The organism is Ekhidna algicida (genome assembly GCF_051379705.1).
GTDB lineage: Bacteria > Bacteroidota > Bacteroidia > Cytophagales > Cyclobacteriaceae > Ekhidna.
In genome coordinates, this window is record NZ_CP179868.1 from 499219 (window position 1) to 514519 (window position 15301).

14 protein-coding genes are annotated in these 15301 nt (G+C 43.0%); 4 read left to right on the forward strand and 10 right to left on the reverse strand.

What is annotated here, in order from left to right; genetic code table 11:
• Nucleotides 1-26 precede the first annotated feature (26 nt).
• The 8 genes from ACL8WY_RS02020 to ACL8WY_RS02055 all read right to left on the reverse strand — a co-directional run bounded on the left by ACL8WY_RS02020 (nucleotide 27) and on the right by ACL8WY_RS02055 (nucleotide 5325).
• Nucleotides 27-803 carry a helix-turn-helix domain-containing protein gene (locus ACL8WY_RS02020; protein ID WP_436516637.1) on the reverse strand — a complete coding sequence of 259 codons (777 nt, stop codon included), beginning with the start codon at nucleotides 801-803 and terminating at the stop codon, nucleotides 27-29.
• Nucleotides 803-1087, reverse strand: a complete 285-nt coding sequence (locus ACL8WY_RS02025; protein WP_436516638.1) for a hypothetical protein — start codon at nucleotides 1085-1087, stop codon at nucleotides 803-805. Before ACL8WY_RS02025 ends, ACL8WY_RS02020 begins: the two co-directional genes overlap by 1 nt.
• Nucleotides 1088-1145: 58 nt before the next feature.
• Nucleotides 1146-2165: a glycosyltransferase family 2 protein gene (locus ACL8WY_RS02030; RefSeq protein WP_436516639.1), complete on the reverse strand. Its 1020-nt coding sequence runs from the start codon at nucleotides 2163-2165 to the stop codon at nucleotides 1146-1148.
• Nucleotides 2128-2940: a hypothetical protein gene (locus ACL8WY_RS02035; RefSeq protein WP_436516640.1), complete on the reverse strand. Its 813-nt coding sequence runs from the start codon at nucleotides 2938-2940 to the stop codon at nucleotides 2128-2130. The genes ACL8WY_RS02030 and ACL8WY_RS02035 overlap by 38 nt, the downstream gene beginning before the upstream one ends.
• A 93-nt stretch (nucleotides 2941-3033) precedes the next feature.
• Nucleotides 3034-3654 carry an SGNH/GDSL hydrolase family protein gene (locus ACL8WY_RS02040; RefSeq protein ID WP_436516641.1) on the reverse strand — a complete coding sequence of 207 codons (621 nt, stop codon included), beginning with the start codon at nucleotides 3652-3654 and terminating at the stop codon, nucleotides 3034-3036.
• 126 nt (nucleotides 3655-3780) lie between these two features.
• Nucleotides 3781-4581, reverse strand: coding sequence for an energy transducer TonB (locus ACL8WY_RS02045; protein WP_436516642.1), 801 nt, complete (start codon nucleotides 4579-4581; stop codon nucleotides 3781-3783).
• Nucleotides 4582-4681: 100 nt separating this feature from the next.
• The gene (locus tag ACL8WY_RS02050) at nucleotides 4682-4966 is read right to left on the reverse strand and encodes a GNAT family N-acetyltransferase (RefSeq protein WP_436516644.1); all 285 of its coding nucleotides are present in this window, start codon (nucleotides 4964-4966) and stop codon (nucleotides 4682-4684) included.
• Entirely contained in the window at nucleotides 4966-5325 is a 360-nt protein-coding gene (locus ACL8WY_RS02055; RefSeq protein ID WP_436516645.1) for an MmcQ/YjbR family DNA-binding protein, read from the reverse strand. Before ACL8WY_RS02055 ends, ACL8WY_RS02050 begins: the two co-directional genes overlap by 1 nt.
• Nucleotides 5326-5435: 110 nt before the next feature.
• On the opposite strand from ACL8WY_RS02055, the gene ACL8WY_RS02060 reads away from it, so the two are divergent.
• A complete protein-coding gene (locus tag ACL8WY_RS02060) occupies nucleotides 5436-7697 on the forward strand; it encodes a TonB-dependent receptor (RefSeq protein ID WP_436516646.1) in 2262 nt (753 codons plus the stop codon).
• Here the strand turns inward: ACL8WY_RS02060 and ACL8WY_RS02065 are convergent.
• Nucleotides 7694-8428, reverse strand: a complete 735-nt coding sequence (locus ACL8WY_RS02065; protein WP_436516647.1) for a transporter — start codon at nucleotides 8426-8428, stop codon at nucleotides 7694-7696. The two genes, ACL8WY_RS02060 and ACL8WY_RS02065, sit on opposite strands and share 4 nt — an antisense overlap.
• A gap of 9 nt (nucleotides 8429-8437) precedes the next feature.
• Nucleotides 8438-8641, reverse strand: coding sequence for a DUF6728 family protein (locus ACL8WY_RS02070; RefSeq protein ID WP_436516649.1), 204 nt, complete (start codon nucleotides 8639-8641; stop codon nucleotides 8438-8440).
• A gap of 82 nt (nucleotides 8642-8723) precedes the next feature.
• Here ACL8WY_RS02070 and ACL8WY_RS02075 point away from each other — a divergent pair, with 82 nt between their 5' ends.
• From ACL8WY_RS02075 to ACL8WY_RS02085, 3 genes are all read left to right on the forward strand, one after another.
• Complete coding sequence (locus ACL8WY_RS02075) at nucleotides 8724-9056, forward strand: zinc ribbon domain-containing protein YjdM (protein WP_436516650.1); 333 nt, start codon at nucleotides 8724-8726, stop codon at nucleotides 9054-9056.
• 87 nt (nucleotides 9057-9143) lie between these two features.
• The gene (locus ACL8WY_RS02080) at nucleotides 9144-10199 is read left to right on the forward strand and encodes a bestrophin family protein (RefSeq protein ID WP_436516651.1); all 1056 of its coding nucleotides are present in this window, start codon (nucleotides 9144-9146) and stop codon (nucleotides 10197-10199) included.
• 238 nt (nucleotides 10200-10437) lie between these two features.
• Entirely contained in the window at nucleotides 10438-15294 is a 4857-nt protein-coding gene (locus ACL8WY_RS02085) for a LamG-like jellyroll fold domain-containing protein (RefSeq protein ID WP_436516652.1), read from the forward strand.
• Nucleotides 15295-15301 lie beyond the last annotated feature (7 nt).

Consider the following 15301-nt stretch of genomic DNA (forward strand, 5'->3'; position numbering starts at 1 on the left):
TTAGCCTGAAAGAAGTGGAAATTTAACTAGTCTGTGCTCTTCTTTAATCGCTCTACATCATTTCTAAGATTGCCAATCATTCCCATCAACTGATCCATAGATAAATCGTCTGTTGTATTAGGGTCCGGGAATTCAACAGAAATATAAGCTTTGGCTTCCCATATCTCCACAACTTCTGCCGGATCCAGCTCATACGCGCTGAACGACTTGTTATCGGAAACCAAGAATAGTTTTCCTTTTTCTTCGATGTAGTTAAACACCCTTTTGTAGACAACTCCTTCTGACTGAGTGACCAACACATAGGTATTCCCATTTCGGATGTGATCAAGTTGCTCAATGTATCGACCTATTACAATACTACCGGAAACGATCGGTAGCATGGAGTCCCCAGCAATTTCGAAGGCTCGATATGTCCCTCCTTTTGGCAATACAGGTAGATGAAATCGTGGCAAGTCAGTTAGGTATTCAGGATCAGCGTATCCATTGGTATATCCTGCGGCAGCTTTTGTTGGCACAAGTTGTATATACTCCTCATCTGCATTCTCATCAACGGTAACTGCAAGAACTTTTACATTCTGCTTGGGAACCCGATTTTCTCTGGTTAAATCCTCATTGATTAACTCATCTACTGTGACATCAAAGAGTTCGGCCATCCGAGAAAGTGTTGTTAATCTGGGATCAGCTCTTCCTTCTTCGTAAGCGCCCACGGATGGCCTGTTGATACCTAATTCGTGTGCAAATGTTTCCTGGGTGAAGCCTTTCTTCTTTCTTAAATGTTTGATGTTGTTTGGAATTCTTGCCATTATTCAAAAATCATAAGATTCGTTGGTTGAGACTCTTGTCCCACGTTGTATAAATGAAAATGATTGCATTCAAATCCGTAATCGAGCTCCTTAAGTCGTTTCTTAATTCTACTTATCACAGACTTCAGTGTCTCTTCAGCTTCCACCAACACATAGCCATAAAGTTGCTTTTCATCTCGTATTGTGGCAAAAAATTTGACTTGATAACGACCAGAATTCAACTTCTTAGAGGAAATTCTAAGCTTGTAATAGTCATCTAATATCAAATCTCTTGCTAGCTGCATGATTATAATTTGATCTTAAATTTAGTAAAAAAAATTAAATACTAAAATTTTTAGAATTTCAGGAAGCCATGATGAAGTTGATCCCCTCTCTGAATCCTTTTTGATTCAAAAAAGTGCGGATTTGGGAGCTTGCGTTTCGGTTTGCCACATAAGATATGATAAAGGCATCTGAAGTAGTGGGTAGCGATTGATAATGCAACACCTGATCTGTTTCTTTCAAATCAATATACTTTACTAGTTCAATCCCTTCTGCTAAAAGATATTCGCTCCGTCTACGAGATAGTCTTCCCGCTCCCCACAAATAAACTTTTGGATGATGTGGGTTTTTCATTGCTAGCCATTTAGCCAGGTACTTGGCCTTGACTCTAAAAAAAGAATCCTGCGAGTATCGAGGATCTGTGCGTGTCAGTCTGGTTTCAGAGTCGCGCCAGGATAAGACTACTGAATTGACTTTTACCATTTTTATTTTTGCTGACTGTAATCGTAAGAAGAACTCATAATCTTCAGGGAAATCTCCTTCTTCATACATTCCATTATTGAAGACTTTCCTTCTAAACATCAAAGTAGGATTCGCCAAGGGATACTCGACGAACTGGTTTAAATAGATATCCTCCGCCGATACTAAAGTGTTCAACCAATTTACATAGTGGATGAATCCCTCATTTGCATCGAGACCTGAATATTCAACAAGCCCTGATACAATATCAACTGATTTATCACCAAGTAGGTGGTTCACTTGATTTTCAAGTCTATCAGGCTTTGAGATATCATCGGCATCCATTCGTGCAATGAAGTCTCCTTTGCAGAGCTCAATTCCTGTATTTGCAGCATAAACGACTCCCCTTCTTGGTTCTTGTACAATTTGAACCTTAGGGTGCTTTATGTATTCATTTGCAATCTTGGAAGAGTTATCTGTACTTCCATTATCTATAAGTATGAGTTCAAAGTTGGAGTAGGTTTGCTGGAGGATGCTTTCTATCGCCTCCTTAAGGTGTGGGGCATTGTAAAATGGAAGGACGACTGACACCAATAGCTGGTGATCAACCATTGCCTCCTTCTTCCTTGTTCTCTTCTTCACCTTCCTCGGTTGTGCCTTCTTCAGACGCTGGACCCGGGGCTTCATCTTCTTCGGAATCTTCTGATTCTTTCTTCTTCTTCTTTTTAAATAATCCTTTAAAGAATGGCTCCTTTGTTTCAACTGAATCTGGTACAATAGGATTTCCTAATGAATCCAGAGCTACAGGAACTGGTTCAGGTTTCGGACGATTGTCTATAAATTTCTCGCTGTAGTACTTGTTGTAATATACCTGTTCAACATTGAAGTTGTCGCTTGGATCATATCCGTATAGGTACTTAGTTTCCTCTTCGGCCACCACTTGCTCTGCCGCAACGGAATCCAAGGCAAGTGAGTCCATTGCTATTGATAGCGAATCTACACCCAGTGAATCTGAGAAATCTGAGGCTACAAAGTCATTTGAGATCGGCTCAGGTGCAAGAACATTCTCCATTGGAGCTGTGCGCATCTGGTAGTTTTTGATTTGCCTGATCGGCTGCTGTATGATTCCATATTTTGACTTCTTTTGAATTCTCCATGGAACATTCTTTTCTCCTGCGTAAGCATAATAATCCGTCTTAGGCTGAGAGACAACTCCTAGTGTATCTTCAGGGTCACCTCCACGCTGTTTGGCAAGAAATTGAGACCGGGTATTTTCATCCAGTTGCCAAACGTATGAGAAGTACGCATTGCGCGTAGAATCGTCCAGGATGTAGGTACTTTGGAAGGCAGGACAAATCACTTTGTCTTGGCAAGACATAAGAGATGCATAACATAAAAGGAGCAACAGCCTCTTCATTGAATGGTTGTGACAAGCAGTGATTTGGATCAAAAATAGGTGTATTTTATCATATACCTAAGAATCAACGACGAAATTGAATTTTTAGTAGATTTATCTGGACGAAAGGTTGTTAAACACGTGCTCATACATCTCATCAACCCACATTTTGTACATTTTTCCAGACGGGTGCAGACCATCTGAAGCTACCAATGATGGGTCATTTTTAGCTTGACGCGAACCCGGTGTTATATTGATGAACATTACATCCCGAAGTTTCGAGATTTTCTCTGCAATCGCATTGTAGTTGTCCAGCTCTCTGGCAATTTTCTCTTCATCGAGCATCTTCTTTTTGGCAAATGGTGTCACTCCGTAATCAGGAATTGAAACCACCATCACATTGTAGGGATTTCCTCCCGCAAACTGAATCGCCTGATCAAGCAGATTTTTAAACTCACGTTCATATTGATCAATTGGATAGCCTCGGTATTGATTGTTTACTCCTATGAGAAGTGAGACAAAATCATATGTGCCTTCAACGTCTGCTTTAACAATTCCTGATTGCAACTCATCGGTTGTCCAACCGGTCGTTGCTACAATAACAGGATCTACTTGTATGGAGTCTTTGCGTAACCGATGTGCCAATTGAACGGGCCATCTTTTGTCTACATTCACCGCTTCTCCTATGGTGTATGAATCTCCGAGCGCTAAATGTACAAAACCAGTTTCAGGCATCGAATCTTTTTTTTGGGTTGCACATGCCGTGAAAATAAAAAAGCATAAAAGGATCAAAAAACGCATGATTAGGGATTTTACGCAAAATAACGCTTTTGGCTGTAAACGTCTTCAAATCCACTTCAATCATTGGTCTGCCAGTACAAATCGAACAGGTATAATTTTTTTTACACGGACTGAGACTCCTCGCTGTTTTCCAGGTACCCATGGTGGTGCAGCTTGAATTACTCGAAGAGCTTCTTCATCACACCCCATACCAATGCCTTTCACTACTTGTGCATCCGTGATTTTCCCATCTTTCTCAATGATGAATTGGACAAAAACCGGACCTGAGACTCCAAACCTCAAAGCCTTTGGAGGATAGTTCAATTCATCAGCCAAATATGCATAGAATGCCTTAAGGCCACCAACTGGTAATGGTTCTTGCTCGACTATAACAAAAATCTCATCTACCTTTTCTTCTTCTTGCTCTCCCAGGGATATTTCGACTTCTGCAACCGCTTCTTCTGCAGTAACTTCCACATCCAGGTTGATCTTGATCTCTTCAATGATCTCTGTGTCTTTCACCTCCTCTATTTTGAAAACTTCATGCTTTGGAGGTGGTGGTGGCTCCTGTGTGCTGGCTGGTATTTCAATGATTTCATTGAGGTCTGCTTCGACTTTGCCCAGGTCAACAATATCACCGTCATTGTATGACTTCCAATTGATTGCGACGATGGCAAATAGCAAACTCAAAACCATTCCTACATTCAGAAACAATGGTCGCAGCGCAAGGTCTCCTTCTTTTCGTTCTTTCTTCACATCAAGAATTCCCTGATAAATCTCAACCTGCTTATTGTTCGCAACAATGTGTTGATTAGCGAAAGAGAGCTCTTGGATTGCGTCCTGATTAAGACTTTCCGTATCTGCTTTTTGTGGAGTTTTCATAATCAATGAGGTTTAGGACTTTAGTAAACCTATTGACTATAAAGAGCTTTAATTATGACCTATGCCAGCTTTGAAGTTGATAAACATCAAACACATCCGATTAAAGAACGTCTCGTAATTCTTCATTTTTATTGAAGACGGAACGAGCAAAGGGACAAAGTGGAACGATGCTTATTCCTTTTCGCCGTGCGTCATCAACGGCTCTTCGAACCATCTCTTCTCCAACACCTGTACCACGCATGGAGTCATCTACTTCAGTATGATCGATGATGATACGATCTGTTCCTGCAATGGAGTAGGTCATTTCGGCAACTTTCTCTCCTTCTTTTTTAATGAAATATGCTCCTTTAGATTCTTGTTCTTCGTTTTCTATTTCAATCGCCATTATTCGTGTGATTTAAGAAATTCCTGATCCTTTTTAGGGAGTTTGGCTACAATAAGGTCATAACTATCATCTATAAGCTGTCTAATCAGATTGTCAGCAACAACTCCATCGGTGTATACAGAGTTCCATTGCTGCTTATTCATGTGATAGCCTGGACGAATGGAGCCATCATACTTTTCTCTCAATTCAACGGCATACTCAGGATCGCATTTCAGATTGATAAATTCGAAGGAATCGATTCCTGTTAGCGCATACATTTTTCCCAGCACCTTGAAAACCAAAGTATCAGGTCCGAAAGGTGTCTCTTCTGTTGTGCCTGGTTTGGCAATACAGTAATCTCTGAATTCTTCGATGTTCATTTTTCCAAATTAGAATCAAAACGTAGCATTTACAATTTTTAGACTAATCTAAATTTTTGTTTTGTTTAAACTAATTAATAGTTTTGCATAGTCGTATAAACTAAACAGCGTTGGGTTTTCTAAGAGCCAGTCTATTGATCTTTTTCCTCGCCTCACTACAGCTAAATGCTCAGGAGCCGATAAAAGGTGCGGTATTCTTCGGCAGTGAGCCTTTCCCCGGAGCTACTGTACAGCTAGTTGGCACTTCATTTGGAAGCATTTCTGATGCAAATGGGTTATTCACCATATCCGACGTTCCTGTAGGAGATTATGTGCTGGAAATCCGATCCGTAGGATTTAAGGTGATAAAAAGGGAGATCAAGGTGCCATTGAGAGAATCCATAACCCTCGAACTAGAGGAAAGTACTTTGACAATGGATGAGGTGGTCGTAACCGGCACCATGCAGCCGACATTCGTTTCCCAATCTCCGGTTAAGGTGGAGGTAGTTACGGCCAAGCACCTGAATACCTACATTCCTGCAGCAGCTACAAGCGTAGTGGAAGGTATTTCGCTGGTCAATGGTGTGCAAGAGGTTGTAGCCTGTGGCGTGTGCTTTACCAATAGCATCTCTATCAATGGACTTCCCGGGCCATATACAGCCATTCTTATGGACGGCTCTCCTATTTATGGAAACCTGGCCTCTGTCTATGGTCTCAATGGAATTCCAAGCATGATCATCGATCGTTTTGAAGTAATCAAAGGGCCAAGCTCAACCCTATACGGATCTGAGGCCGTCGCGGGTGTCATTAATATCATTACAAAAGACCCCTCTCAGCAACCAGTCTTTTCAGCTGATATCATGGGCACCTCCCACCTTGAATCTTTTGGCAACTTTTCGCTGGCTCCAAAGATTGGAAAGAGTGCGGGATTCCTCGGGCTGAACTACGCCTACATCAATGACTTTGATGATCAAAATGGAGATGGATTCGGTGATAATATCAATCTGGATCGAATTTCACTCTTCACCAAATGGGACATCAGCAGACCATCTGGAAAGAAATTTATGATTTCCGGTAAGTATTACTATGAGGACAGGCGAAACGGCGTTGAGGAATTTCTGGAAGACCGAAACTACCGTACCCTTAGAGGCAATGATCAGATTTATGGGGAAAGCATCTACACAAACAGATTTGAAATCTTTGGCACTTATGCATTCAATTTTGCTGAAAGAATCAGGATGGACTATTCACTAAGTACCCATGAACAGGACAGTTACTACGGAGCTGACTATTATCAAGCTTCGCAAAACATTGTATTCACTAATTTCATTTGGGACAAGGAAATCAATCGTCATCAGTTGACAACCGGTCTGACCTCTCGACATCAATCCTACGACGACAATACGGTGGCTACTGAAACCAGTGGCGAGAACAGACCGGACAATCAATACACGCCAGGCGTTTTTGTCCAAGATGAATTTGAGGTATCAAAACGCTTCACAGCATTGGGTGGTTTGCGCTTGGATCATTACGAAAACCACGGATTCATTCCGGCGCCTCGTCTAAACCTAAAATACAAACCATCAGATTGGACAACTCTCCGCTCCAACTTTGGAACCGGATTTCGGATTGTCAACCTTTTCACAGAAGATCATGCATTTGTAACAGGTCAGAGAGAAGTGATCATTGAGGAAGCATTGCAACCAGAAGAATCTTATAATTTCTCACTTAACCTCAACCATATCTACACAATCGGTCAAAGTCAGGGAATGCTTGATGTAGATGTGTATTACACCCACTTTACTAATAAGATAACACCTGATTATGAGAATGAAGGCCAAATTCGATATGCAAATACAGATGGCTATGCGGTGAGTAAAGGCGTTGGTTTTAACCTCCAACAAGAGCTGGCTTTCCCGCTTGCCTTTAATCTTGGTTTCAACATCCAGGAGGTGACTGAAAATGAGCAGGGTGACACACGGTCCATTGAATTTGCACCGAAGTGGACTGGAATACTCACAGCCAATTACAATTTAAAACTATGGAAAATGACTATCGGATATACAGCCAGGGTCACAGGACCTATGGCTCTTCCGTTAGTTTTTGATCTGGATGAAAATGGTGATCCACTCCTAATTCCAAGACCTACTGAATCCGAAGCGTTTGCCATTCACAACTTGCAAGTATCTAAAGACCTATCTAATGGGTGGTCCATTTACGGCGGTGTGCAGAACATCTTTGACTATGTGCAGCCCTGGTCTCCGCTGACCGGAACCAATGACCCAAATACCAATATTGGATTTAGTGACAGCTTTGATACCGCATATGCGTACTCACCCATCCATGGCCGTGAAGTATATCTTGGAATTAGCTGGAGCCTGGCAAGAAATTAGAAGCCGATTGCCGCTCCGAATCCGATAAAAGAATCAGGTGATACATCTGACAATCCTACTCCTGCTGAGATATCAAATTGTACATTATTTGAAACCAGATAAATCAATCCTGTATTGAATCGGTGATCTGAAATGCTGTCCTGAAAGAATCCATATGGCTCTGCAAATACCGTCCAGCCCGGAGAGAAAGAATAACCCAGCACAACCGAATACAAAGCAGTATTGCTCTCCTCCGGAAATGCCATACCTATGTTATATCCTAGCGAAAGAAAATCTGAAAGAGTGTTTGAAAAATTAAGTCGCACCTCGGGTATAGCTTCATCGGGTCTGAATGCCTCATTTCCATTGGCGAGTGTCACCTGACCAATAATACTGGCTTGAGGAACAGCACCATTCTCTGAGAGCAAGTGAATTTTAGTTCCTATTGTGATCGGGGACAATCCGTCTTCCTTGGTGTCGGTCAGATCATTTTTCACTTGCTGAATATTTTGAGTGATTCGAATTTCAACACCGTTTAGCAGGCCCACACGAGCTAAGAAATTAGCAAACGTCACATTGGTGATGTCTCTGGCATTTTCATAGATAAATCCATATTCAATGAGCGCGTTGCCTTTCGGAACGACTGTAGATCCGGCAGATTGAGTGGGACGGTCTGTGGCGATGGGATCAGTATCCTGAGCAAATAATGGGATCGCTCCACAGAATGCAAACAGTACGAGCAGTTTTTTCATGCAGCAAAACTAAGCTCTGCTGATGGCTCTCACAATCATCACAATCACTGCGCCTAAAAACATCAGGATTGATATCTTATTGATTGTATGCATCGCTTTAAGGTTAAAGCTCTTCGGACGATTCGGGTCTTTCTTTCGGAAGAAATAAGTCAATACTTCACTGAAGTCAAAATAGTTGACTTTCTCTTTGTCCGGATTTTGTTGCTCTTCCATATCTTTCATTCAACTCACAAAGCTAGAAAAGTGTTCACATAAGTTAAATTCAATTTGATAAACGAAATAAATACCTTTGAGCATGTCTGAAATACCTCCATGCCCCAACTGTAAATCTCCTTATGCTTATCCGACAGACAGTCTGATGATGTGTCCGGAGTGTGGCCATGAGTGGGACCCTGAAGAATCGACTGAAGATGAGTCTGTGATCAAAGATGCCAATGGCAATGTGCTGGAGGATGGTGATTCAGTTGTGGTTATTAAAGACTTGCCTGTAAAAGGTGCTCCCAAGCCCGTGAAAGCAGGCACTAAAGTGAAAAACATTCGATTGACTGATGGCGATCACAACATAGATTGCAAAATCGATGGGTTTGGGTCTATGTCATTAAAGTCTGAGTTTGTGAAGAAGGCATAAGACTTCATTTATTCATTCCTCACTATTTTAGTATGAAGTTGAAACCAATTGTACTGATACCCGACGAGGGTGTCAGACTCACAAACCATGTACACCAGACGAACCTACAAAACCACTGAACTTGCCATATGGACCCGATTTGATACGTTGAGAATCTTCGTCATCATTACAGTCTGGGTACTCGCCTACTTTTTCCTTGACCTGAACTGGCTAAAAATTCCATGGACTCCAATCGCCCTGATTGGTACAGCTGTTGCATTTATTGTCGGGTTTCAAAACAATGCCACTTATGATCGAATTTGGGAAGCTCGCAAGATTTGGGGTGGAATTGTAAACACCTCAAGATCCTTTGGCATGTTTGTTCAGGACATGGTGAACAATGAGCATGCAAAAGAAAAGCGAACGGATGAAGCTCTTGCGAAGGAAATAAAGACCCTCACCTATCGTCACATTGCCTGGATGACAGCTTTACGACATGCAATGCGAGCCAAGAAGCAATGGGAAACCACTTCCGATCAACGTACAAACAAAGAATGGGGCATCCATCCGCCGGAGCGAATCACCACGCTCGAAGAAGACCTTCTGGCATACCTCAGCAAGGAAGACATGGAAGATATCCAAACCAAAGACAATAAGCACACGGCGCTACTTTACCAACAATCACATCACTTAAGGAAACTAAAAGAAGAAGGTCTGATCTGGGAGTTTTCTTTTCTGGAACTGGAAGGTGTATTAAAAGACCTCTTTGATCTGCAAGGCAAGAGCGAACGCATCAAAAACTTTCCTTATCCACGTCAGTTTGCTACTTTGAATCATTGGTTTATGTGGATACTCTTGCTGTTTTTACCTGTCGCGCTAGTGCCGCAATTCATAGAGATCGGAGCTAGTCTAGCTGATTCCTATCCAATAATAGGTACGCTTTTCATCTGGTTTACAATCCCTGTATATACTGCAGTAGGATGGGTTTTCCATACCATGGAACGCATCGGGCGGACGGGTGACAACCCATTTGAAGGTACTTCCAATGATGTGCCTATTTCTACCATTGCCAGAGGTATTGAAATAGATCTTAGGCAAAATCTGGGTGAGAAAAAAGAAGATATCCCGGAACAGTTTGAAATGAAGTACAACGTTCAGTTTTGAGATGTCCACGCATTATAAGCCGTGCTGTATCTAGTAAAATGGCAACTATTTAAGATAAGCACTTACCGTATCATTGCTTAAACCGTATTGAAGTATCGAGTAAATACAAAAAATGAAAAATATTCATAAGAATATCCTATTTCATTTGTCTATATTTAAACTTGAACAGAACCTAATTAAGTACCACTATTCGGATTTGACTCACCAAAACGGTTGAATCCAATGACCAGCTTTTGAAATGATTCAACCACCAAAGAGGATTATATCATTAATCCTATTAGTCTTCGCATTGATTATTCTCATTGATCAGACCCAATCGATCAATACCACTGTAAAGAATAATCTCGAATTTAAAGAACTCGATAAGCGTACACGAATGGATCTTGCTGCACGGCAAGAATTCGAGCGTACCAAAGATCCAAACTTGGGAATAGTGCCTAAGAATCGGCTCTATGAAGCGTACCGAATCAAAGAAAGAATGAAATCTCAACGGTCAGGCGATGTTTTGCTGGACGCTATCCCCGGGGTATCATGGAAGGAAAGAGGTCCAAATAACCTAGGTGGGCGTACCCGCACAATCCTGATAGACCCTAATGATGTTTCTAACAGCACTGTCTGGGCTGCAAGTATTTCGGGAGGTCTATGGAAAACCACAGACATCACAAAAGCAAGCCCGGATTGGTCGTCCGTCAACGACTTCTTTGATAACATGGCCATCACGACCATTGCCTATGACCCATCCAATACCACAACGATGTATTTCGGTACTGGTGAAGGGTTTTTCAATGTAGATGCTGTTCAGGGGAATGGCATTTGGAAAAGTACAGACGGAGGAGATAGTTGGACACAGCTTGCCAGCACCATAACAAGCAACTTCACCACATGTGCCGGCACAGGGGATTGTAATTTCCTCTATGTCAATAAAATAGTGGTAACAGCTTCCGGAACAGTGCTTGCAGCCACCAGAGGCAATTATACAAATCGAGGAGGTATTATGCGATCGACGGATGGAGGTACATCCTGGACAACCGTCCTCACGGGTCTTAGCGGTCAGTTTCAGTGGGCCTCCGACATTGAAATAGGTGCTGATGGTGATATCTATGCCAGCTTTGGCATATTCCAAAACAATAGTATCTGGAAATCCACAGATGATGGTGCTACCTGGGGTGCTAGTGAAATTTACACCTCGGCAGCTGATGAAGAACGAATTGAACTTGCAACAGCACCCAATAACTCTGAATACATCTATGCTCTGGTACAAGAAGATGATAATACAATCAAAAAAATAATGCGATCTACGAATGGTGGTACCTCCTGGTCGACTCTCACCACTCCTTCATGGTGTGATCAAAATTGTGCTGCCCTATCTTCAGACTTCACCAGAGGTCAAGCTTGGTATGACCTGACACTGGCCGTTGATCCAAACGATGAAGACGTGGTGTACATAGGAGGTGTTGACTTGCTGAGAACGACCGATGGAGGCAGCACCTGGGTGCAGATGACAAATTGGAGTGGTGCAGATGACTATCCAGAAGTCCATGCGGATCAACACACCATTGTTTATCAGCCCGGTAGTTCAGATGTCATATATTTTGGAAATGATGGTGGCATTTATTCGACAAATGACGGAAGCGCAACCACTCCTACCTTCGACAGAAAAGAATTTGGATATAACACATCTCAGTTCTATTCCATCGCAATGGAACCTACTGCCTATGATCCGGGCTTCATTGGAGGAACGCAAGACAATGGTTCGGCCAAGGTGACCAATTTGGGTATTGCCTCCATTGTAGAAGTGACCGGTGGAGATGGCGGCTTTGCTCACATCGATCAGGATAACTCTGACTACCAGTTTACGGCATTTACCAATGCAAATATCAATCGGTCTACAGATGGCGGCCTTACTTTTGATAATGTATTGGCAAACGGAGGTGGCGCATTTATCAACCCGACAGATATCAGCAACGCCGACAATATGTTTTATGGTGGATTTAGTGCAGGGCAGTATCTCTACAGTCCGGATACAGAGGCCGGTACAATGAGCTGGTTTGGAAGTGGAAATATCGCGGCATTTAATTCCGGAAGCATTACATCTATCACAGCTTCAGAAAACACCTCCGAGCGCGTATTTTTCGGACTCGATAATGGTCAGGTTGTAGTGGTAAACAATGCGACCTCATCTCCGGCCGGCACAGATATAAGCAGTGGCAGTTTTCCATCAGGTTCCGTCTCGTGTGTCGCGATAGAAGATGGGGATGACGATCATTTGCTGGTCACCTTTTCTAACTATGGAGTAACCAGCGTTTGGGAAACCACGGACGGTGGGACAAACTGGACGGCAGTAGAAGGAAACCTTCCGGACATGCCTGTACGATGGGCCCTATTCAATCCTAACAACAGTGATCAGGCAATAATAGCTACTGAACTGGGCGTATGGTCTACTGATGACCTGGATGGAGGATCTACCATATGGGAAGCCTCAAACAATGGGCTGGCCAATGTGCGAACGGATATGCTTCAAATTCGATCTTCTGACAACCTGGTAGTCGCAGCGACGCATGGCAGAGGAATATTTACCTCCGACATTTTCGCTAGTGAACATTCAGACTTCACGGCTGACAAGAATACCATTTACGCGGAAGCAAGTATCAACTTTACCGACGCCTCATATAAAGCAACTTCATGGGAATGGGAATTCGGTGATGGTGGAATCTCTACTGAGGAAAACCCAACGCATACCTATAAGAGATCGGGTATATATGATGTCACACTCACGATCAATGGCGGAGGAGACGCCCAGACAAAGAGTGGTTTTATTCATGTGCTTCCAAATGTGGCCGTGCCTTTTGCTGCTGCAGACGGTGGTGACTTTGAATCAAATACGGATTACTTTGGATCAGATGATCTTGCGGGCGGAATTGACCTCTGGGAAAGAGGCGTCCCAGGCAATGATATAACCACCGTAAATTCAGGAACCAATGCATGGAAAACGAATCTGTCGTCAGATATCATTGAGTCAGATTATTCATGTGCCCTCTTCACTCCCAATTTCAATTTTACCGAGTCTGGCACGTATACACTCAGTTTTAGAAAAAGCATGGCCGTGCAATTTGCCAATGCACCCATGGGTGTGCAGGTACAATACTCTACCGACAATGGTGCCAATTGGACACGACTTGGTGACGACATCTCAGGTATCAACTGGTATGAAAGAGGCCCGAATTCCACCTTCAGTATGAACACGGATGTCATATTTGACAGATATGGATTCAGCAACGACTATACCAATGAAAACACCGAATACGATGTTTCATTTCTGGCCGGAAATAGCACCGTCGCGTTCAGACTCGTACTCTATGTGGCAGCAGGTTATAGTGCATCTGGCTATGACGAGGATGGCTTCATGGTAGATGATTTCGAAATATCCGGGCCGGTTAATGACGCCAATGTGAACGTAACAGAAAATGATCCGGGCACACATTTATCACTCAATGGTTCAACCGATTACACCACACTCTCAAATCTTAGTGTCAATGAATCTTTCACTGCAGAAATGTGGATCTCTCCTACTGCCACTACCGACGGACAAGCTTTTCTGGCCAAGCATGACGCGGGTGGAAACGACATCTTTAAAATCGGATTCAATGCCGGAGGTATCGAAGTAGATCTAAGGGGAACCACCACTTCAGGAGGAACCAAGGAGACAGGCCTGCAACACCTTGCCGTGACCGTAGATAAGCTAACAGGCACCACATCTCAAATCACCGTCTATAAGGATGGCGTACAGGAATTTCAAAGTACGATTAACGAAGTACTGGGTGATCCGGATGGATTGGACTGGGTGATCGGACAAGACTGGGATGGTGTAGGAGTTCCGTCTGATTATTTTGGAGGCACAGTGGATGAACTGAGAATTTGGAACGTGGTGCGTACAGAAAATGAGATCAGGGAAAGCAACTTCCTCATTCTCGATGGTCTCGATACTGATCTGGTAGGTTATTGGCAGTTTAATGAAAATACAGGTTCTGCCACAGAAAACATCATAACAAGCAACCAAGGCACACTGTCCGGCACATCCTGGGAGACTTCATCATCTCCTGTAGGCAAGGGAAATAGCTATGCTGCAACCATCAGTGGAGATGGAACGACCGTCTTGAATGGCGGCCTGTCCATTGAATTTACCGGTGTTTCCGGTTCGTTTGATGTGGTGGCTTTTGAAGTGAATAATACACCAATTGGTACCCTGCCGGAAGATGAAAACATACTGGACGAAACAATAAATACCCCCTATTGGATCATTGAAACATATGGGGCCGGAACATTTACAAGTGCGAATCTAACGTACACATATGGCGCTGGTGCTTTTACACAAACTAACCCGGCAAGTGTTCATCTATTTAAGCGATCGAGCAAGGCCAGTGGTTCGTGGGGAACAATTATCGCTGCGAATTCAGTTAATGCCGGAACCGGCCAGGCAGTATTCAATGGGATTACCTCGTTTAGTCAGACAACATTAGGTACTGCGAGTCTACTACCCGTAGAGTTGATCGAATTTACTGCTGAGCATCTGAATAATGTGACACAACTCAAGTGGTCCACAGCTTCAGAGATCAACAATGATCGGTTTGAAGTGCTGCGTAGTATCGATGAAAACCAATGGAAGGTTATTGGTATTGTTAGCTCCAAAGCGACCTCAGGAAACAGCAATGAGGTGCTCGACTACTCTTACAATGACGCTGAACCACTCAATGCCAAACTTGTATACTATCGCTTGAGACAAATAGACTTTGATGGAACAATGGCACTAAGTGCAATCGAGCAGGTATCGTTCGAATTTGAGGATAAGGTCTCTGTATCCTCATATCCCAATCCTGTTGCGGACTATCTGACAATTCAGCTTGCATCTCCGTTTGCAGGGAATGCATTGATCGAACTGACCAGCCTGAGCGGAAGAAAAATTCTTTCACGAGAGCTATCCATAACACCGGGCACACAAGCATTTACGATAAATACAACTGGCATGAAGTCAGGAATCTATTTGCTCAATGTAACTGCCGATGGGCAAACATATAGCACGAAGATTGTGAAGCGTTAGCGCTGTT